A 20,240-nucleotide genomic window follows, 5' to 3' on the forward strand; every position below is an offset into this window, starting at 1 on the left:
CCCCCAGGGGCCGCGCTCGAGCGCGCCAGCGCTCCAAAAACACAGCCTAAAACCACACGGACTACCGCACCCTTGAAATCTCACCCTGCCGAACCTCCCACCCCGCCGCCCACGACAGGTCTGCAAATACACTGCAGCCCGTGCCGATCGCCACCCAGCCGACAACCGAGCAGCCCGCCGCCCGACGCGCCCCATCCCGCTTCGCCCGACGCGCCACCCTGCGCCGCTCACTGCGCCTGCTCACCAGCTTCCGCTTCGAGCAGACCGACCCGGCCCGCTTCTACGGCGGCATCGCCACCGACAGCGCCGAGCTGATCAGCGACTTCTACGCCGACATCACCGGCCGCGAACTCACCGGCACCTTGGTCCTCGACGTCGGCGGCGGCCCCGGCTACTTCGCCGACGAGTTCACCGCGGTCGGCGCACGCTACGTCTCGGTGGAGCCGGACCCGTCGGAGATGCACGCGGCGGGGCTGCGGGTTTCGGGTTCGGTGCGCGGATCGGGGATGGCATTGCCGTTCCGCGACAACGCCTTCGACGTCTGCTTTTCCTCCAACGTCGCCGAGCATGTGCCGCAGCCGTGGCTGATGGCGGACGAGATGGTGCGGGTGACCAAGCCCGGCGGCCTCATCGTGTACTCGTACACGGTGTGGCACGGGCCTTTCGGTGGTCACGAGACCGGCCTGTGGCATTACCTCGGTGGCGAATTCGCGGCCCGCCGGTACCGGCGCAAGAAGGGCCACGAACCCAAGAACAGGTTCGGCCGATCATTGTTCGCGGTGACGGCGGCAGACGGGTTGCGCTGGGCGGCAACGACTTCAGCCGACGTGCGGACTGTTTTTCCGCGCTACCACCCGCATTGGGCCTGGTGGCTCGTCCGAATTCCGGTGATCCGTGAGCTATTGGTCAGCAACTTGGTAGTAGTGGCGACCAAAGCCTGATCAGGCCAGCCAGCTCAAGCGCCGCGACCTCCGAATCGGCTCGGGTAACACCCGGTCCCACGGCGATTCCTGAATCGCCAGGCCCACGGTCTCCAGCGTGGTCAGGCCGACCTGATCGGCAAGCGCGCCGACCATCGCAACGGCCTCAGCGGCCTGGATAGCGGCAGTCGCCTGCTCGATCGTGAGTGTGCGGCCAGGCAGGAATGAGACAACCCATCCGCCACTGCCCACACTTTTCGCTTGATGGTCGGTCTGGTCGCTGGTCATCAACGATCGGCCGATCACTTGCACAGCCATGAGTCGGTCTCCCCAATTCGCTGTTAATGTCCGATGAATCGAGCGAGCTGATCAGTAGCTAAAGCATCCCCTTTTCACCACCGGAACGCAATAGTGCGTTTCCCCGAATAGCGAACCGGCAGGTCGGAATTCGCAATCTTCACAGTCGTTGCGGCACAGCGAATTAGAACAGGTTGCAGACAATTCGACCGCAAAACTGTAACGTGTTCTCATGCACTACGACAGTCTGTTCATCGGCGGTAAGTGGACCACCCCGGCCGGTAGTGACCGCATTTCGGTGATCTCCCCGGCAACGGAGGAGACCGTCGGCAGCGTGCCCGCGGTAACGAATGCCGATGTCGACGCGGCAGTCGCCGCGGCGCGCGACGCGTTCGACAGCGGGCCGTGGCCATCGACGCCCCCACTGGAACGAGCCGAGGTACTCACCAAGGTCGCCCGCCTGATCGAGCAGCGTTCGCCGGAATTGCTCGCCGCGCTCACCGCGGAGATGGGCGCGCCGACGTTAGCGGCCTTGACACTCAACCAGATTCCCGCCGTCGCCGCGTTGGACGCACTCGCCGAGCTCGCTAAAACCTTCGCCTGGAACGAGACTCGAGTCGGCCTGTTCGGAACTTCGCGTGTCGCACGGGAACCCCGTGGTGTCGTCGCGGCGATCACTGCCTGGAATGTCCCGTTGTTCCTGGCCGCGAACAAGCTCGGGCCCGCATTGCTGGCCGGCTGCACCGTGGTGCTCAAGCCGTCACCGCTGACGCCGTTGACCGCGAACATCCTCGCCGACATCTTCACCGAGGCAGGCCTACCCAGCGGTGTGCTCTCGGTGCTGCCCGCCGAGGCCGAGGCCAGTGAGTACCTCGCGGGCCACCCCGGCGTCGACAAGGTGACCTTCACCGGCAGCACTCCCGTCGGCAGGAAGCTGGCCGCGCTGGCCGGTGGGCAGCTCAAGACCGTCTCGCTGGAGCTCGGCGGCAAGTCGGCCGCGATCGTGCTGCCCGATGTCGACCTGGCCGCGTGCATTCCCGTGCTCGCGTTCTCCGCGCTGATGAACAGCGGACAGGGCTGTGTCGCGCAGACGCGAATTCTCGCGCCGCGCAGTCGCTATGACGAGATCGTCGAGGCGTTGGTCGCGCATGTGAAGACCATGCAGACCGGCGATCCGACCGATCCCGCGACCCAGCTCGGGCCGCTGATCAGCGAAAAGCAGCGCGACCGCGTGGAGGGCTACATCGCCAAGGGCAAGGCCGAGGGCGCGCGGCTGGTGCTCGGCGGCGGCAGGCCGGCGGGTGTGGAGCGGGGCTGGTTCGTCGAGCCGACGATCTTCGCCGACGTCGACAATGCGAGCACCATCGCCCAGGAGGAGATCTTCGGTCCGGTGCTCTCGGTGATCCCGTACGAGACCGAGGACGAGGCCATCGCGATCGCCAACGACTCCGACTACGGGCTCGCCGGTTCGGTGTGGACCACCGATATCGAGCACGGCGTCGAGGTCGCGGCCCGAATCCGCACCGGCACCTTCGCGATCAACTGGTACGCCTTCGACCCGACCGCACCGTTCGGCGGCTACAAGAACTCGGGCATCGGCCGCGAAAACGGCCCGGAAGGACTCGACGCCTTCTGCGAACAGAAGTCAGTGCTCATGCCGATGGGTTGGTCAGAAGCCTAGAACTCAAGGCATATGTACCCGCAGCACCGGCTGCGCGGCCACCTCGCCTCGGGCCGGTAGGTCGACGACCTCGACCCGCCAGCCCGGCGGCAGGACCCGCTCCAGCTTGCCCGCCACACGCTGCAGGGGCGTGCTCGAATAGGTGTCGGACTCGAATCCGGTCACCAGATCGGTCATGCGTCGAACCACCTCTCAGCGTCGATCTCGCGGCGGTGCAGGAGTCTCGCAGGTGTTTCAGCTCGAGAGGAATATAGGCGACAGTTCCGCTGTACGTTCCAGCGACTCTCTGACTTCGATAGATGTACCCATAAAGAGTTCGCGGAAATCGTCCGACGCACAAACAAAACCGCCCGTACCGAAACGGTACGGGCGGTTTGTGGTTTGCGGGGGTGATCAGCCCAGGCGCTCCTTGAGCGCCTCGAACTCGTCGCGCACGCCCGAGGGCAGCTTGTCGCCGACGAACTCGAACCATTCCTCGATCGACGGGATCTCCTTGCGCCACTCGTCGGCGTTCACCGACAGGGCCTCGTCGACGTCGGCGGCGTTCACGTCGAGGCCGTCCAGGTCGAGGTCGGCGGCGGTGGGGACGTGGCCGACGGCGGTGGCGGACGCGTTCGAGGTGCCCTCGATGCGGCCGACGATCCACTCCAGCACGCGGGAGTTCTCACCGAATCCGGGCCACAGGAAGCGGCCGTCGTCGCCACGACGGAACCAGTTGACGTAGAAGATCTTCGGCAGCTTGTTCGCGTCGGCGTTCTTGCCGAGGTCGATCCAGTGGTTGAGGTAGTCGCCCACGTGGTAGCCGAGGAACGGCAGCATCGCCATCGGGTCGCGACGGATGGTGCCGACGGTGCCCTCGGCGGCGGCGGTCTGCTCCGAGCCCATGGTGGCGCCCATGAACACGCCGTGCTCCCAGCCGAACGACTCGGTCACCAGCGGGACGGTGGTCTTGCGGCGACCGCCGAACAGGATGGCCGAGATCGGCACGCCCTGCGGGTCGTCCCACTCGGGGGCCAGGGTCGGGCACTGCGACATCGGGGTGCAGTAGCGCGAGTTCGGGTGCGCGGCGGGCGTGCCGGACTCAGGGGTCCAGTCGTTGCCCTTCCAGTCGATGAGGTGCTGGGGGTCGCCTTCGAGACCCTCCCACCACACGTCGTTGTCGTCGGTGTTGGCGACGTTGGTGTAGACGGTGTTGCCCGCGTCGATGGTGGCCATCGCGTTGGGGTTGGAGCTGTGGTTGGTGCCCGGCGCGACGCCGAAGAAGCCGAATTCCGGGTTCACGGCGTAGAGCTGGCCGTCCTTGCCGAAACGCATCCAGGCGATGTCGTCGCCCAGGGTCTCCGCGCGCCAGCCGGGGATGGTCGGCTGGATCATCGCGAGGTTGGTCTTGCCACAGGCCGACGGGAACGCGGCGGCCACGTAGTAGTTCTTGTTCTCGGGCGAGATCAGCTTGAGGATCAGCATGTGCTCGGCCAGCCAGCCCTCGTCGTGGGCCATCGCCGAGGCGATGCGCAGCGAGTAGCACTTCTTGCCGAGCAGCGCGTTGCCGCCGTAGCCGGAACCGAAGGACCAGATCTCGCGGTCCTCGGGGAAGTGGGTGATGTACTTGGTGTCGCTGCACGGCCACGGCACGTCGGCCTGGCCCTCGGCCAGCGGCGCGCCCACGGAGTGCAGCGCCTTCACGAACGGGCGGTCGGTGCCCAGCTTCTCCAGCGCGGCGGCACCCATGCGGGTCATCACGCGCATCGAGACGACCACGTACTCGGAGTCGGTGAGCTCCACGCCCAGCTTGGGGTCCTCGGCGCCGAGCGGGCCCATGCAGAACGGCACCACGTACATGGTGCGGCCCTTCATCGAGCCGCGGTACAGCTCGGTCATGGTGGCGCGCATCTCGGCGGGGTCGACCCAGTTGTTGGTCGGACCGGCGTCGGCCTCGGTCTTGGAACAGATGTAGGTACGCGACTCGACGCGCGCCACATCGGAGGGGTCGGACAGCGCTAGGAAGGAGTTCGGCTTCTTCTCCTCGTTGAGCTGCTTGAACGTGCCCGCCTCGACCAGCTGGGTGGTCAGGCGATCCCATTCCGCGTCGGAGCCGTCGGCCCAGACCACGCGATCGGGCTGAGTGAGCTCTGCGACTTCCTGTACCCAGGCGAGCAGTTCACTGTGCTCGGTCGGCGCCTTGCCGTCGGATCCACGAAGACCAGGAATGGTCGCTGAGGTCATGAAAACTCTCCTGAGATGGGCGGTCATCGATCGCCACCATGGGCGGGTAGGGCGCCCGCTTCAGACCAACCGTCGCACAACCCCGAGAGACGGCTGAAGGCCGTACACGGACGATGGCCGCGCATCGACTGGCAAGAGCGGACGCCCAGGTTCCTGCCTCCAGGTTAACGCGACATGACCACTGATACGGCATCGGGCTCCCTTACGGATACCCACAGGTATATCGGTCAATCCCGTGCTCACAGTTGATCGAGGGTGGCGATGTCACGCTCGCACGCGGTCAGCTGTGCGGGACGCTCCGCGACCAGCCTGCGCGCGAGCGCGTCGAGCTCGGTCACGCGCCGGTCGACGGCGATCGCGCGGGCGGTCGATTCGCGAACCACGTGCTCGGCCAGCTCGGCCTCGATATCGACCAGCACCCCCGCGACACGCTGCTCGAGCTGGGCTTTGATGTTCACCAGCGCCTCCGAGACCCACTGGGCCATGTGGTTGCGTTCGGCGAGCTGGCCGCGGGCACGCACGACCCAGGCGGCCGCACCCGCGCCGAGCAGCAGCGTCACCGGGACGCTCGCCACATCGAGGGTCGGCACCAGCGACAGCGGCGCCACGATCAACCTGCCGAGACCGACACCGGCCGACGCGCCGAGCGCGATCATGAGGTGATCTTCGACACCACGGTGCCGTTTGTCCGGATCCGGCCCGACCCGCGGCGCCGGATCGCGCCTGCGGGTGGTCGGCGCGGTGGTGCCGATCCGGCGGGCGGCTTCGATGACGCGTTCGTCGATGACGGCGTCGACCGAGACCGACAGTTCACCGGCCGCCTGCTGCAGCCGCTGGGGGTAATCGCGCAGCTCAGCGCGGTCGCAGCGGTCGAGTTCGGCACGGGAGCGGGTGTGCAGCGCGCGCACCATCGCACCCAGCTCGGTGGTGAGATCGACGCGGGCGAGCTGGACCTGGCTGCGCACCGCGGCCAGCCCGGTCTGGCGGCCGCCGTCGCGCTCGGCGACAAGGCCGATCCGTTCCTCCCTGATCCGGGCGGTGTCGGCGCCAGAGCGCAGGGCGGTGATCTGCTCGTCGATGCGCGCCCTGGTGTCGGCGAGGACGCGGGTGCGCACGGCGGTGCGACGCTGGGCACCGTCGGTCGGGCCGTGCGCGGTGGCCGCGGCGAGGACAGCGTGCAGTCCGGCCACGCCGGAACGATCGAGCAGGGCCGAGTCGTCGGCGGCGCGGGCCGCGGCGGACATCCGGGCGGAGACGGCGACGATGTCGAGGTCGGTGATGCCGCGCGCGGCGAGCAGTTCGAGGTTGCGATCGCGGGTCGCGCGCCAGTCCTGGTAGGCGTGAAAGCCGTTCATGGCGAGCAGGATTCGCTGGTCGGCGGCGCGGAGGCGGTCGATCAGGGCGAACATGTCGGAGCCGAGGACACTGCCCGCGTCGAAGAGGATCAGTGCCGCGGCGGGCTCGTTGCCCGGGGCGGGTTCGGCCAGGTCGATGCGGGGTTCGAAGTGGGCGAGTTCGGTGCGAAGCAGGGTGGTGTTGGCGTCATCGGGGGCATAGAAGTCGACGCTGGAGCCCTGACCGGCACCGGCCATCGCCCGCAACAGCGCGGCGCCCTGCGGATTCCACCGCTCGATCACGGCGTCTACCGCTGGTGCGAGCGCACCCGGATCGCCGTCGTCGGTCGGCACGCGCTCGGACCCGGCGTTCGGGTCGTCGGCCCTGTTCCCATCGGCAGGGCCATGAGCCGCCGACGTGCCCGGATCGCCGGTGGCTCGCGCGCCGACGGCCGAACCTCGGTCGGGAACGTCAGAGTCCGGCACTGGACATCCGCTCCCAGGCTCTGACATAGCCGTTGTGGACGCGTAGGGCAGCTCGGCGGGCAGCCGGCGGCATGTCGCTGGAAACCACGGCACGCCAGCGGGTGGCGCGGGCGAGTGCTTCGTCGGCGTCGGCGGGCGAGGGTGACGGGTAGCCGGCGGCCAGGTGCGAGACCTGCGGGCAGGCCAATCCCGCGCAGAGTCCGGCCCAGAGCGCTTCGTCCCCGGCCAGATAGTGCTCGATCAGTTCGCGGGCGCGACCACCGTCGCCGGGGACCGCGCGGGCGGCCAGCCGGACCAGCTCGTCGAGCAGTTCGCCGCCGCGCACCGCTTCCACCTGCTCATACCGACGGTGGACGAGCTTGTGCAGCGGATCGATACCGCTGGCGGAGTGCAGGATCTGGATGATCGCCGACGCGGGCAGATCGGGATCGGCGCGCAGGGCCGACAGCGCGCAGTCCACGCCGTAGAGATCCCAGTTGGCGATGAGCCTCGTGCGCGCGTCCTGGTCGGAACCGCTGCCGATGAACAGATCGGCGGCCAGCACCGAGGGCACGTCGGGGCCGACCGCGAGCCTGCGCAGGTCGCTCAGATCGTCGGCGCTCACCGCTCCCGCCCTGGTCCGGGCGGCGACAGAGGCGACGATCGGCACGACCGGCACCCCGAGTTCCTGCGCGATCCGCTGTCCCGCGGCTACGGCCTCACCCCAGCGCGCGCCCACCGCGTCGGCCTTGTTGAGGACGACCAGACCGCGACCATGGGGCACGGTGGCGAGCAGGCGATAGTCGGCTGCCTGCGGCGCACCGGCGAGTACGTAGATGACCAGATCACCGTCGAGAACCGGATCCGGCGACTCGGGCTGGTCGACCGGCGAAGTCTCCTGCGCCGACAACAACGCCAGTGCGGCCAGCACGGTGGTCCGTCCGCTGAGCGCACGCCCGGTGATCTGGATGTGCAGCGGCCGACGACGCCGCGCAGCCGCCTCTGCAAGCTGTTGCGCGATCGCCGGATCACCGCCCCGACCTGCACCGAGGCGCGAAATCAACTCGTCGAGCTGATCTGCGGGCCGTGTCTGTGCGAATTCGGTGGCTGTCGACATTCTGCACACCCCCTTTTCAGGAGGGCATTCTGTCAGATCCGCGCCGGGTGGGGGCTGGGCGAACCCTTTGCGCGACCTGGCAGATCAGCGTGCGACGAACTCGCCTGTGGCGTAGCTCGGCGCATGCTGGACAATGGACGACGTGAACGACGCCGCCAACCACGCCGAGCCGACCAGCCACAAGCTGTCGGAGATGCCCGACGACGCCGGCAGGCGATCGCTGACCGGCTCCCGGCTGTACCCGCGCGTGACGAGTTTCCGCACGCGTCGTGGCGCGCTGACGTCGAATCAGCAAGCGTCCTGGGACAAGACGTGGCCGGTGGTCGGGCGCAATGTGTCCAACGATCCGGTCGACGCCGACGCCTGGTTCGGGCGCGAGGCGCCGCTGGTGATCGAGATCGGCACCGGCACCGGCACCGCGACGGCCGCCATGGCCAAGGCCGAACCGCACCTGAACCTCATCGGGATCGAGGTGTATCAGCCGGGTCTGGCCCAGTTGGTGCAGCAGATCGAACGTGAAGAGATCGACAACATCCGGTTGCTGCGCGGCGACGCCGTGGACGTACTGGAGAACATGGTTGCCCCGGAATCGCTGATCGGCGTTCGGGTGTTCTTCCCCGACCCGTGGCCGAAGGCCCGCCACCACAAGCGCAGGCTGCTGCAGGCGCCGACTTTCGCGCTGATCGCCAGCAGACTCAAGCCCGGCGGCGTGCTGCACGTGGCCACCGACCACGCGGATTACGCGGAGCATATTCTCGAAGTAGGCTCCAAGGAACCGCTGTTCACCGGCCTGAACGACACCACCGGCGGCGACAGCGCCGCCAATCGCACCACCGCGCCGATCGGTTTCGAACGGCCCGTCACCAAGTTCGAAGGCAAAGGCCTGCGCGCCGGTAGCGCCATCAACGAGTTCATATGGGGGAAGATCGACAGATGAGCGTGAGTGAGATCGCCCCCGAGATGCCGGTGCCCGCCCAGGCAGGCTCCGGTTCCGAGGCGTTGAGCGGTTCCGATGTTCGACGTGTCCTGTTGGTCTGGGACGCGCCGAACCTCGACATGGGGCTCGGTGCCATCCTCGGAGGACGTCCCACCGCCGCCTATCGCCCCCGTTTCGACGCCCTCGGCCGCTGGCTGCTGGCCCGCACCGCCGAGATCTCGGTCGCCTCCAAGGGGCGCATCGAGGCCGAGGCCACTGTGTTCACCAATATCGCGCCCGGCACCGCCGACGTGGTCCGCCCGTGGGTGGAAGCGCTGCGCAATGTCGGTTTCGCGGTGTTCGCCAAGCCCAAGATCGACGAAGACTCCGATGTCGACGCCGATATGCTCGCCCACATCGCGGCCCGCCAGCGCGACGGTGGTTTAGCCGGAATCATGGTCGCCTCGGCCGACGGCCAAGCCTTCCGTGAACCACTGGAAGCCATCGCCGCCAAGGGAATCCCAGCTCAGGTGCTCGGATTCCGTGAGCACGCGAGTTGGGCGGTCACTTCGGATACCCTCGGGTTCGTCGACCTCGAGGACATCCCGGGAGTGTTCCGGGAACCGCTGCCGCGGGTGAGTCTCGAGTCGCTGCCCGACGAGGGTGCCTGGCTGCAGCCGTTCCGGCCGCTGTCGGCGCTACTCACTTCTCGCCCTGGTCAAGGAGTCGCTTAAGTGTTCACCCGCTGGGGCGATCTGGTCTATCGGTTCCGCTTCGCCGTCATCATTGTTGTCGGTGGGGCGATGTTGGCGTTGGGTGCCTACGGCATGGGGCTCGGGCCTCGGCTGTCGCAGAGCGGCTGGTTCGATCCCGGCTCGGAGTCGGTGCAGGGCGCGCAGATCGCGGACGGGTCTTACGGTCGCGACCACCAAGCCGACGTCATCGTCATGTACAACGCCCCAGAGGGCAAGACTATCGATGACCCGGAGTTCTCGAAGAAGGTCGTCGACAGCCTGACTTCCGTCGTCGCCGAACATCCCGATCAGATCGGCAAGATCAACGGCACCTATTGGAAGGTGGGCGACGCGCCCGCGGTGCCGTCCGCGTTCGGGTCCAAGGACAAGAAGCACGCGTTCGCCTCGATCGCCATCGCCGGTGACAACGACACCGTCATGATGAGCAACTACCGCGCCGTGGCGGATGCCTTCTACATCCCCGGCGTCGATGTCGAGGTCTCGGGCCTGCAGGCCATCGCGGTCACCCTGACCGACACCCTCGACCACGACTCCAAGCGGATGGAAGTGATCGCCTTCCCCGCGGTGGCGGTCCTGCTGTTCTTCATCTTCGGTGGCATCGTCGCGGCCGCGTTGCCGCTGATCATCGGTGGTCTGACGATTCTCGGCGCCACCGGCATCGTGATGGCGCTGACCAATTTCACCGAGGTCAACTTCTTCGTCACCGGTGTCGTCTCGATGATCGGTCTCGGCCTCGCGATCGACTACGGACTGTTCATCGTCAGCCGTTTCCGCGAGGAGCTGGCCGAGGGTTACGACACCAGAGCCGCCGTCCGGCGGTCGGTCATGACCGCTGGACGAACAGTGGTGTTCTCCGCGACGATGATCATCGCCAGCGTCGGCGGCATTCTGATTTTCCCACAGGGCTTCCTGCGGTCGGTCGCGTACGGCACCATCGCGGCGGTCTCCCTCGCGGCGCTGACCGCGGTCACGATTCTGCCCGCGATGCTGGCCATCCTCGGCCCGCGCGTGGACATGCTCGGTCTCAAGCGGTTCCGCAAGACCAAGACCGCGGAGCAGGTCGAGAACGGTTTCTGGGGCAACCTGACCCGCTGGGTCATGCGGCACCCGCTCAAGATCGCCATCCCGATCACCATCGGCCTGCTGCTGCTGATCATCCCGGTCAAGGATCTGGCGTTCGGCGGCATCAACGAGAAGTACCTCCCGCCGGACGACCCCGCTCGTTCCGCGCTCGAGCACTTCTACGAGGTCTTCCCGATGAAGAAGACCGACCCGATCCAGCTGGTCTTCGTCTCGGACAACACCAATGCCATCGGCAAGGTCTGGAAGGAAGCCAATCAGGCTCCCGGCCTGGTCAGCCCGTTCGAAGTGCCGGTCAAGTCGCCGACCAACCCCATGGTGTTCCGCACCTCGGCGCCCATGGTCGATCCGACCAACAACGCCGAGCCGACGATCGACTACCTGCGCGCGATCGAAGTACCCGACGGCGTCACGATGTATGTCACCGGTCAGCCCGCCCTGATGGCCGACAGCATCGATACGCTGATGGGCCTGATGCCGTGGATGATCCTGCTCGTCTTGGTCACCACCACGATCCTGATGTTCCTGACGTTCGGTTCACTGGTGCTGCCGATCAAGGCCGCGTTGATGAGCGCGCTCGGTCTCGGTGCGACCCTCGGCATCCTCACGTGGATCTTCGTCGACGGCCACGGTTCCGGGCTACTGAACTTCACGCCACAGCCGATCAGTGCGCCGGTCTTGATGCTGATCATCGCGATCATCTACGGCTTGTCGACCGACTATGAGGTCTTCCTGCTGTCTCGCATGGTGGAAGCGCGCGCCCAGGGTGCGTCGACCACCGAAGCTGTGCGAATCGGCACCGCCCAAACCGGACGCATCATCACCGCCGCCGCGCTGATTCTGCTGGTGGTGACCGGCGCGTTCGCGTTCTCCGACATGGTGATGATGCAGTACATCGCCTACGGCATGATCGCGGCGCTGTTCATCGACGCCACCGTCCTGCGCATGCTGCTGGTCCCCGCGATCATGAAACTGCTCGGCGACGACTGCTGGTGGGCGCCGAAGTGGATGAAGCGGATCCAGGAGAAGATCGGCCTCGGCGAACCCATCCTCGACGACGAACGCCCCCAGCACGGTGGCGTGGTCGACCTGGTGAAGACCACCCCGATCACCGACCCGCCGACCATGCAGATGAAGGCGGTCCCCGACTCCAAGTTGGCTCGCACTCCCCGCAGGCCGCGCACGGTCGCCGAGATCGAGGCCGATGCCCCCACCCAGCGCATCGACAAGATCACCGACGCCGAACCGGCCGAGCCTGCCCGCCCGCGCCTGCCGATGTCGCCCGATCCGACGCGCCCCCGCGCCTCGATGCTGTCCTCGGGTGAGCCGACACGGGAATTGCCGGTGGTGAAGCTGGGTACGCCCGACGCCAAGGATGCCGAGAAGCCGGAAGATCCCGGTCCCGACCTGCCGAAGTACGTGTCCGGCGAACCGACCCAGGTTCTCCCGATCATGAAGCCGAACACCCCGAATCCCGATCAGGGACAAGGTGATTCGACCTCGGATAACGACCGTGGCTATTCGGGACCGAGCTTCGGCACGCCCCCCGCACCCCTGGCCGACCTCGGTGATCCCGAAACCGGCCCCGGCGGCGCGACTCGCCCCACCAGCGGTCCCGGACACACGAGCGGCACAGCCGATTCGCCGAGCAGCAGCTCACCGTTCGGCAGCGGTACCGGCACCCCGTCGATTTCCCATCCAGATCCGGTCGACAACGGTCCGAGCCTCGATCCGCCCGGCATCGTCACCAGTGGTCCTGCGCGTGGCTCCGCGCGCGTGCAGCCGCCGTCGGGATACACCCCCGGCGTGATCGGCGAGACACCGCCGGTACCTCGGGTGTCGACGCCGCACGAGACCGGCGATGATGCCGGATTCGGTACGCCCACAGTCGATTCACGGCCGAGCATCGTCCCGCCGCCCAGGCCGAGCACGGCTACTCCGCCGCCGCGCGGGCTCGTCCCGCCGCAGCCGCCGAGGATCGTCAATACGCCACCGGCACCACGCGAGACCCCACCGGCACCGCGCGAAATGCCGTCGGCACCTGACGAGACACCGTCGGGCGGAACCTTCAGCGGATTCAGCCCCGTGACCGCGTCGAATCTCAGGCCCGTCACACCCCACACCCCCGCTCCCGATTCGAGCACCCGGCCCGAGCCGACCACGTCGCCGACCCAGGCCGATCCCGCAGTGCGCGAATCGGATTCGGGTCCGCAGGGATTCGACTCACCGGCTCCCGACTTCTCGGTCACACCCGGCGCGCACCGCGCCGAGTCTCACTCGGTCAGCCCGGACCGTGCGGCCGAGTCGTACCCGGTCAACACCGACCGCGGGGCCGAGCCGTACCCGGGTAACGCGGGTCATGCGGCCGAGTCGTACCCCGTCAGCCAGGACCGTACAGCCGAGTCCTACCCGGCCAACACAGACCGTGCGGCCGAGCCGTACCCGGTCAACGCGGATCGTGCTGCGCGCGCGGAGACGGAGCCCGATTCGCCGATCCCCGCGGAGAGTGTTTTCGGTACCTCGGTCCCCGTTGAGCCACAGCCGAGCACGCCCTGGAACAACGGCATGACGAGCCCCGGCACGCCGCGCGGTTTCAACACTCCCGATCAGGGCAGCGGACCACGGTTCTCGCCGGTCACCCCCTCCTCGGAGGACAGTGCCGACGACGTCGAAGAGACGATCGACCAGCCCGACACCTCCGGCCAGTGGCAGGCTCCGTCCGGCTTCACCGCCGTCCCGACCCCGGCCGCAACGCCGACCGAACCAGCCGAATCCGGTTCCACCACACCGGAATCCGGTTCGACGGAATCCGACGAACCGCAGGCCGACACCCGCAACGAGATCGAGAACTGGATGGCTCAGCTGCGCTCGTCTCGCCGCGGTACACCCGCCGACGAGGGTCGTCATCACGGTGGCGAGGGCCGGACGGTCAGCGTGAACGAACTGCTGCGCCGACGCGAGGACGACTGATTCGGTATTTTTGGAGCGCTGGCGCGCTCGAGCGGGGCCCTCCGGTGCCCCGATCTTCCCTCCCTCCGGGTACTCCTTCGTCGCACCCTCCGGTCAGTCCAGATCGGGGCGGGCCCCTTTGGTAGAGACTTCCTGGTGACTACCCGGCCCAGGTTGTGTGGCCTGGCGATGGGGTGCTGCGTCAGCGAACGCGCGGGCGTAGCGGGTTCCGGTGAGTAGCAACAGGATTCCGACTGCCAGGAAAGCTGTGACGCGGATCAGGCCGGAGAGCGTTGCCAGGTCGAACAGGAACAGCTTCGCCAACGCGGCTGCCGCGACCAGCAGACCGGAGACCAGACAGACCTTCGCGACCGCGGGTGAGCTGGCGAGGCGACGCAGTCCGTAGAACAGCGAGGCGGTCGCGGCCACCATCCAGACGATGGTCGCCAGGCTGTGCCCGACGATGAAACCGTCTGCGCCGCCGAGGGATACGCCGAGCGACACCGCGGCGACCAGCACGAAGTACAGCCCGGCGATACTCACCGCGATCCACACCCCGGTGACGAGCGCCGGGTCATCGCACCGCGGCAACCTCGGTACTGTCCACGCCACCATCGCCGCCACACCCAGCCCGACGACGGCCGCCACGGCCATCGCGATGTCGAGTTCCCGCTCGGCAAGTCTTTGCAGCGCAAGCGTTTCCGGTGTCGCGATCGCCAGCATCACCAGCCCGCCCAGCAACGCGAACGCGATACCGAGCCCGCCGACCACCCGCGCGCGACTCGCGGCAGCGACCGCCAGGAACGCGAGGCCCACCGCGAACAGTGTGGTCGGCAACAACCGGGGATGACCGCCCGTCGCCACGGTGCAGGTCTGCAACAACGCCACGGCACCGGTCAACCCAGCCACCAACGCCGTGTGCCGCGCAATCCGCAACGGTCCGACGAGCCCGGCACCCGGATCCTCGGCGGTACTCGATGGGCCTGCTACTGACTGCGCGGGACTCGCACCACCGTGCGCGAGGTTCTCCGTCGAACCGGCGCGGCGGAACAGCGCGGTGGCGGCGAGACCGAGTAGGACGGTGGCAAGTACCGCGGTGATCGACGCGCTCACAGCCTGGTCGAACAGGACTGCGGTGGCGAGTACCGGGAGTGCGGTGAGGGCGATGGTGATGCTGGCGGTGATGTCAGAGGGCCTGCGCCGTACCGCGAGCAACGCACCGACCAGCCCGACCACCGCGCACGCGATCGCCGCGACCAGCAGTCCTCGCCGCTGTGCCGCCTCCGCACCGGAGATCGCCCCTTCGAGCCCGCTGAAGGCCGCCATACCCAGCACGGCGAGCACCACGGGCAGGGTGCGCGCCACATGCAGCACCGGCCAATCCCGGCGCATCTGCACGGGAACACCGGCCGCCTGCAACACCACCAGGAACCCGAGCAACATCAACTCGGTGGTCAACGCGGGCGACAACACCGCGGCCCCCAACACCACACCCACCGCCAACGGCTGCGACTGCCACCGCATCGCGATCCCCACCCCGACCAACGCCACCACGAGCGCCACCGCGAGCCCCACCCCACCCGGTATCCACTTGTAATACCCGGTCACCGCAACAACATCCAGATACAACCCGGCAATGCCGGTGGCCACCAAGGCAATTCCACCGACCCGACCGCCAGGCCGCCCGAACACCCGCCACCCGAGCCCAACCAAGACCGCCGAAAGCGCGCCCCCGGCAACAACTCTGGCTGCCGGACCGAAGAAACCAGCCTGCGCGGCCAACACCAAAAGCATCAGCACCCCGACCAGGGTCACCCCTACCCCGGCCACCGCCAGCACCCGAGAAATCACTCCTTCCCGCTGCCACCACGGAGTCCGAGCAACCCGCGCAGGACCACGCATCGGCATCGGCATCGGCATCGGCATCGGCATCGGCATCCGACCACCAGGAGGAGGCCCGTATCCCCAGCCCGGCCCGCCCGGTCGCCCCTGCCCCGCGCCTACAGCCCCCGGCATCCCCATCGGCCCATAGGCCGCCGCACCAGGCTGCGCGCCGAGCCCAGCACCTCCCTGCCACCCTGCCGGACCATAGGGAGCACCTCCTCCGACCGGGCCATAGGGCGCAGCGCCCCTGACCTCGCCGTAAGGAGCACCGCGCTCGGGACCGTAGGGCGCGCGGCCCTCGCCGGAAACGACCTGCCCGGCGCCACGCTGCGTATCGGGACTCGCATTTTCACCGATCCCCTCGCGATGCGGGGTCGGTTCCGCCTTCGAGACACCTGACCGTTCGAGCGATTCCGAAGCAGCCTGCTCCGCACCCGAACCCGGCGGTGCAGACACCGCACCCTCGGCTCGCGATGCCGCTTCCGCCCGCAACTGCCCGGCCAGCACATCCAGATCACCACCCAGCTGACCCATGTGCGCGCCCAGCGCGGTGAACTCTCCGGAGAGCCGCGCGACGAGCGCGGGATCGATGGCAGTACTCATAACTCCATAGTCGACCCCCACGGACCGACGTACATGAGTAAAAACCCCCTGCGAACGCCCCGTCCCTACGCAAACCCGCCCTGCACGGGCGAACCCCCAGCCCTACGACCCCAAGAACCGCTTCCACTGAACCATCAGCGGATACTTCGCAGTGACCGACCCGAACCGAACCCGACCGTGCACCACAAGATGCAACGGCCCGATCGGCGGGCCCGTCCGGACCTTGTTGTTAGCCGAGGACCCCACCAAATCCAGCCCGTTCAGATCAACAGTCGCGGCCGCGGGAACCAGCAACGTCAAGCTGGTGCAGTAATCATCGACCTGGATCTCGACGATCTGCGTCTGCATCACCGCCTCGGTGAAGTCCAACGTCACCCCGGACATCAGATTGTTGAGATGCAGAACAGGCGGCACCTGCCAGGGCCCCCGCCGATGAACCCCCGACAACCGACTCCGAATAGCACTCGGGTTCGACCCACCAGGCACCGGAACATGTCGCGGCCGAGGCATAGCCGCAGGCTGTGGCGTACCCGCCACCCGCATCCCCGGCAGGTCGACCAGCACCGCGTTCAGCTCACCCCGCGTCTTGGCGGCCAACGCCGTATCCATCCGCTCGGTGAACTCCCCGAGCGACAGCATCCCGAGCCCGACGGCCCGTTGCAGCAGTTGCCCGACATGCTCACGCTCGGCATCGGACACACGCAGCTCACGGTCACCGACGGGACCAGCCGCCGCGGCACCGGGTACGAAAAGGGAATCAGGACCGCCCATGCATTCGAGGGTAACCAGCCACACCCCCCAGCACATCAGGGCAAACCCGGATTTTTTGCGGCTGGCGCCGCGGGTTCTCGGCGCTTGACTCCACCTCTTCCCTCCCTCCGGGCACTCCTTCGTCGCACCCTCCGGTCAGTCCATCGGCGGAGGCGCGCCGAGAACCACTACTCGAGACCTTGCTCGATGGCGTAGCGCGTGAGCTCGACCCGATTCGCCAGCTGCAACTTACGCAGTGTCGCCTGCACATGGTTCTCCACAGTCCGATGCGAGAGGTTCAACCGGGTTGCGATCTGCTTGGCCGACAACCCCTTGGCCACCATCCGCAGTACCTCGGTCTCGCGCTCGGTCAGCGAGGGGCGATGCGGCTGGTCGGCGGCCACCGGCGCGGTCGCCATCCGCCGGTACTCCCCGAGCACCAAACCGGCCAGCCCGGGCGTGAATACCGGCTGACCTGCGGCAGTGGCGCGCACGGCATCGATCAACTCGGCCGCCGAAGCGCTCTTCACCAGATACCCGCTGGCCCCGGCTTTGATCGCGTCGAGCACATCGTCGCGCTCGGCCGATGCCGACAGCACCAGCACCCGGCTGTGCGGCGAGACCCGCAGCACTTCGGCGGTGGCCGCCGCCCCGTTCCCGTCGGTGAGCTGCATATCCATCAACACCACCGCAGGCTGCACGGCCGCGGCCCTGCGAGCGGCCGTGCCGACGCCGTCGGCGGTGGCAAGCACCTCGAATCCGGCTTCGGCGAGATCGCGGGAAACACCCTCGCGCCACATCGGATGATCATCGACCACCATCACCGTAATGCCCGGCATCGCCCAGCTCCTCTTCTCAGCGCGCCGACTGGCGCGGAATCCGGAATTCCCATTCGGTGCCGAGGTCCTCGCCCTCGGTCAGCAACTCGGCGGTGCCGCCGAGTGCTTCGATTCGCCCGACGATCGACCGCGAAACCCCCATCCGCCCTTCGGCTTCGGCTGCTTCCAGTCGTCCCGAGGCAATCCCCACACCGTCGTCACGCACGCTCACCACCAGCCCGTCGCCGGTATCCTCAAGCAGCACATACGCTTTAGCGTCGATCCCCGCATGCAGTGAAACGTTCGACAGCGCGGTCGTCACCGCCGCGGCGATCTCCTGCGCCACCATCCGCCCGACCAGTACCGGATCACCCGGCGTAGCCACCGACACCGTCGTCGTCGCCCTCGAAGTCAGCAGTGGCCGCAAATCTACTTCCCCCGAACCGGAGTCGGGCTGTTCGGCCTGCTCGGACAGCAGTACCCGCAACGCCACCTCCTGCTCCCCCGCCCGCTGCGCCAGTTCAGTTGCAGGCCCGCCGATTTCGCTGCCGCGCCGTTTGATGAAGGCGAGCACCTGCAATACCCCGTCGTGTACCTCGCGCGCCAGCCGCTCCCGCTCCTGCGCGGCCGCCGTGATCCGCAAGGCCCGTTCGAGCTGCCCCTGTGCCCGCCGAGCGGTATTGGCCGCCAACCCCAGCGCCAACCCCACCGAAACCAACACGGGCGCAGTCGCATCCCCCCACACGTCCTGCCCCCACTGATCCCGCACCGTCACCACAACAGCCGCCATCACCAGGCCCGCAACAACTCCCGCGACCGGCCCACGCAATACCGCCATCGAGATCACCGAGTTCGCGATCCACAGCGTCGTCGGCAGCGTCTGATGCCCGTGATACCAGTCGTAGTCCGCGACAAGGCGAGTCGAGGCGATCAGCGCGATCGTCACCACCTGGTCGCCGAACACCACCCAGCCACGAATCCGCCCGGTCGCCTCGGGGAAGTACCACTGCGACAACAACAGCGCGGAGCTGCCCGACCAGATCGCCATCACCGCGATCAGCATCCAACTCAACCGCGGATGCTCGTAATACGGCACCGAAGCGATCTGCTGCCCGATCGCATACAGCAGCGTGACCAGCCGAAACGCCTGCGCCGCCCGCCACAACGGCGCGGTCGCGGCGTCGGTCGAGCTCAACTCAGCTGTGTGGGTCCGCATCGCCGGTCTCGGTTTCCTCCTTGCGCAGCCGCTTCGCCACGTCGAATCGGCCGGGCGGCTCGGGTTTGTCGGGTTCGGCCGTGAACCGTTTTCGTTCGTCGGCGCCGACGAGTTCGCCGAACGCTTCCGCCGGACTGTCGGCGAGCAGATACCGAATCGCGGTGTTGCCCACCGCGATCAACGGCACCGCGAGCAGTGCCCCCGCGATCCCGCCGACGACCAAGCCCGCGGTGATGGCCAGCACCACGGCCAGCGGATGGATACTCACCGCCCGGCCGAGCAGAAGTGGTTGCAGCACATGGCCTTCCAGCTGCATCACCGCGACGATGATGCCGAGCACGATCAGCGCGGTCACCAGCCCCTTGGTGACCAGCGCGATGAACACCGCGACGAACCCGGCGAAGAACGCGCCGATGATCGGGATGAACGCACTGATGAACACCAGGGAGGCCAGCGGCAAGGCAAGTGGCACATGCAGAATCGCCAGCCCGGCTCCTATGCCGATCGCGTCCACCGCGGCCACCGCGACGGTGGCGCGCACGAACCCGACCAGCGTCCCGAATCCCAATTCACCAGCGGTGCGGACCTTTTCGCGGTGCGCGCTGGGGATGATCCGGGTGATGAAGTTCCAGATCTGATCCCCGCCGTAGAGGAAGAAGATGAGGATGAACAGGATCAGGAACGCGCCGGTGAGAATGTGGCCGATGGCGGTGGCGGTGGTCAGCGCGCCGCTGGTCAGGCTTTCGCGGTTGTCCTGGATGGTGCGCACGATGGTGTCGCCCGCGCTGCGGATCTGCTGATCGCTCAGGTGCGGCGGACCGTTGATCAACCAGTCCTGCACCTTGTGCACGCTGTTGGTGACCTCGTTGGACAGCCCCGGCACACCGTCGACGAACTGCTCGACGACGAAGGTCAGCACCCCCGCGAGCAATCCGATCGAACCGAGCAGCGCCACGAACACGCCGAGCGAGCGCGGAATCCCCACCCGCTGCATCCAATCGACCAGCGGTGCGAGCAGCGCGGCGGCGAGCAACGCGATGGCAAGGGGGATCACCACGGTCGCGAATTTCTGCACGAGCATCCCCACCGCGAGCAGCGCGCCGAAGATGATCAGTAGCCGCCAGCTCCACGCCGCGGCTTTTCGGACCAGGGGATGAACTGCCTCGGCGTCGGAGCGCCACAGCGTTGACGCAGTCGGAGAATCTACCTTCTGGTCGGTCACTCGGATGAGC

General features: G+C 67.5%; 15 protein-coding genes. 5 read left to right on the top strand and 10 right to left on the bottom strand.

Features of this window, described 5'->3' with window-relative positions; genetic code table 11:
• The first annotated feature begins 140 nt into the window (after positions 1-140).
• Positions 141-941 carry a class I SAM-dependent methyltransferase gene (locus tag ACFW6D_RS15970; RefSeq protein ID WP_379328778.1) on the top strand — a complete coding sequence of 267 codons (801 nt, stop codon included), beginning with the start codon at positions 141-143 and terminating at the stop codon, positions 939-941.
• Here the strand turns inward: ACFW6D_RS15970 and ACFW6D_RS15975 are convergent, their stop codons facing one another.
• Positions 942-1,208: a hypothetical protein gene (locus ACFW6D_RS15975; protein WP_379232372.1), complete on the bottom strand. Its 267-nt coding sequence runs from the start codon at positions 1,206-1,208 to the stop codon at positions 942-944.
• Positions 1,209-1,449: 241 nt separating this feature from the next.
• On the opposite strand from ACFW6D_RS15975, the gene ACFW6D_RS15980 reads away from it, so the two are divergent.
• Positions 1,450-2,898, top strand: a complete 1,449-nt coding sequence (locus tag ACFW6D_RS15980) for an aldehyde dehydrogenase (RefSeq protein WP_379328780.1) — start codon at positions 1,450-1,452, stop codon at positions 2,896-2,898.
• A gap of 3 nt (positions 2,899-2,901) precedes the next feature.
• On the opposite strand, the gene ACFW6D_RS15985 is transcribed toward ACFW6D_RS15980, so the two are convergent.
• From ACFW6D_RS15985 to ACFW6D_RS16000, 4 genes are all read right to left on the bottom strand, one after another.
• On the bottom strand, positions 2,902-3,075 hold the full coding sequence (locus ACFW6D_RS15985; RefSeq protein WP_379232368.1) for a hypothetical protein: 174 nt from the start codon (positions 3,073-3,075) through the stop codon (positions 2,902-2,904).
• Between the two features lie 216 nt (positions 3,076-3,291).
• The gene (locus ACFW6D_RS15990) at positions 3,292-5,121 is read right to left on the bottom strand and encodes a phosphoenolpyruvate carboxykinase (GTP) (protein ID WP_379328782.1); all 1,830 of its coding nucleotides are present in this window, start codon (positions 5,119-5,121) and stop codon (positions 3,292-3,294) included.
• A 239-nt stretch (positions 5,122-5,360) separates the two neighbouring features.
• Positions 5,361-6,941 carry a hypothetical protein gene (locus ACFW6D_RS15995; protein WP_379328784.1) on the bottom strand — a complete coding sequence of 527 codons (1,581 nt, stop codon included), beginning with the start codon at positions 6,939-6,941 and terminating at the stop codon, positions 5,361-5,363.
• Positions 6,928-8,037, bottom strand: coding sequence for a hypothetical protein (locus ACFW6D_RS16000; protein ID WP_379328786.1), 1,110 nt, complete (start codon positions 8,035-8,037; stop codon positions 6,928-6,930). The genes ACFW6D_RS15995 and ACFW6D_RS16000 overlap by 14 nt, the downstream gene beginning before the upstream one ends.
• A 133-nt stretch (positions 8,038-8,170) precedes the next feature.
• Here ACFW6D_RS16000 and trmB point away from each other — a divergent pair, with 133 nt between their 5' ends.
• Genes trmB through ACFW6D_RS16015 form a run of 3 tightly spaced genes read left to right on the top strand, consistent with a single transcriptional unit; the run spans position 8,171 to position 13,758 of the window.
• A complete protein-coding gene (gene trmB, locus ACFW6D_RS16005; RefSeq protein ID WP_379328788.1) occupies positions 8,171-8,974 on the top strand; it encodes a tRNA (guanosine(46)-N7)-methyltransferase TrmB in 804 nt (267 codons plus the stop codon).
• Positions 8,971-9,687 (top strand): NYN domain-containing protein, encoded by a 717-nt coding sequence (locus ACFW6D_RS16010; protein WP_211300370.1) that lies wholly within the window; start codon positions 8,971-8,973, stop codon positions 9,685-9,687. Before trmB ends, ACFW6D_RS16010 begins: the two co-directional genes overlap by 4 nt.
• On the top strand, positions 9,688-13,758 hold the full coding sequence (locus ACFW6D_RS16015) for an MMPL family transporter (protein WP_379328790.1): 4,071 nt from the start codon (positions 9,688-9,690) through the stop codon (positions 13,756-13,758). It begins immediately after the preceding gene.
• Positions 13,759-13,851: 93 nt separating this feature from the next.
• Here ACFW6D_RS16015 and ACFW6D_RS16020 read toward each other — a convergent pair whose 3' ends face one another.
• The 5 genes from ACFW6D_RS16020 to ACFW6D_RS16040 form a co-directional block, all read right to left on the bottom strand.
• On the bottom strand, positions 13,852-16,224 hold the full coding sequence (locus ACFW6D_RS16020; protein ID WP_379328792.1) for a DUF2339 domain-containing protein: 2,373 nt from the start codon (positions 16,222-16,224) through the stop codon (positions 13,852-13,854).
• A gap of 102 nt (positions 16,225-16,326) precedes the next feature.
• Positions 16,327-16,995 (bottom strand): DUF1707 domain-containing protein, encoded by a 669-nt coding sequence (locus ACFW6D_RS16025; protein WP_379328794.1) that lies wholly within the window; start codon positions 16,993-16,995, stop codon positions 16,327-16,329.
• Positions 16,996-17,162: 167 nt separating this feature from the next.
• Positions 17,163-17,813: a response regulator gene (locus tag ACFW6D_RS16030; RefSeq protein ID WP_379328796.1), complete on the bottom strand. Its 651-nt coding sequence runs from the start codon at positions 17,811-17,813 to the stop codon at positions 17,163-17,165.
• A 16-nt stretch (positions 17,814-17,829) separates the two neighbouring features.
• Positions 17,830-19,008, bottom strand: coding sequence for a MacS family sensor histidine kinase (gene macS / locus ACFW6D_RS16035; RefSeq protein ID WP_379328798.1), 1,179 nt, complete (start codon positions 19,006-19,008; stop codon positions 17,830-17,832).
• Positions 18,989-20,230 (bottom strand): AI-2E family transporter, encoded by a 1,242-nt coding sequence (locus ACFW6D_RS16040; protein ID WP_379328800.1) that lies wholly within the window; start codon positions 20,228-20,230, stop codon positions 18,989-18,991. The genes macS and ACFW6D_RS16040 overlap by 20 nt, the downstream gene beginning before the upstream one ends.
• Positions 20,231-20,240 lie beyond the last annotated feature (10 nt).

The sequence above is a fragment of the Nocardia sp. NPDC058705 genome, assembly GCF_042749305.1.
In the GTDB taxonomy this organism is placed as follows: Bacteria; Actinomycetota; Actinomycetes; order Mycobacteriales; family Mycobacteriaceae; genus Nocardia.

Coding starts and splice junctions, on each gene's coding strand:
- ACFW6D_RS16020 (WP_379328792.1), bottom strand. CDS start 16,224: ATGAGTACTGCCATCGATCCCGCGCTCGTCGCGCGGCTCTCCGGAGAG.
- ACFW6D_RS16030 (WP_379328796.1), bottom strand. CDS start 17,813: ATGCCGGGCATTACGGTGATGGTGGTCGATGATCATCCGATGTGGCGC.
- ACFW6D_RS15980 (WP_379328780.1), top strand. CDS start 1,450: ATGCACTACGACAGTCTGTTCATCGGCGGTAAGTGGACCACCCCGGCC.
- ACFW6D_RS15990 (WP_379328782.1), bottom strand. CDS start 5,121: ATGACCTCAGCGACCATTCCTGGTCTTCGTGGATCCGACGGCAAGGCG.
- macS (WP_379328798.1), bottom strand. CDS start 19,008: ATGCGGACCCACACAGCTGAGTTGAGCTCGACCGACGCCGCGACCGCG.
- ACFW6D_RS15985 (WP_379232368.1), bottom strand. CDS start 3,075: ATGACCGATCTGGTGACCGGATTCGAGTCCGACACCTATTCGAGCACG.
- trmB (WP_379328788.1), top strand. CDS start 8,171: ATGGACGACGTGAACGACGCCGCCAACCACGCCGAGCCGACCAGCCAC.
- ACFW6D_RS16025 (WP_379328794.1), bottom strand. CDS start 16,995: ATGGGCGGTCCTGATTCCCTTTTCGTACCCGGTGCCGCGGCGGCTGGT.
- ACFW6D_RS15975 (WP_379232372.1), bottom strand. CDS start 1,208: ATGACCAGCGACCAGACCGACCATCAAGCGAAAAGTGTGGGCAGTGGC.
- ACFW6D_RS16010 (WP_211300370.1), top strand. CDS start 8,971: ATGAGCGTGAGTGAGATCGCCCCCGAGATGCCGGTGCCCGCCCAGGCA.
- ACFW6D_RS16000 (WP_379328786.1), bottom strand. CDS start 8,037: ATGTCGACAGCCACCGAATTCGCACAGACACGGCCCGCAGATCAGCTC.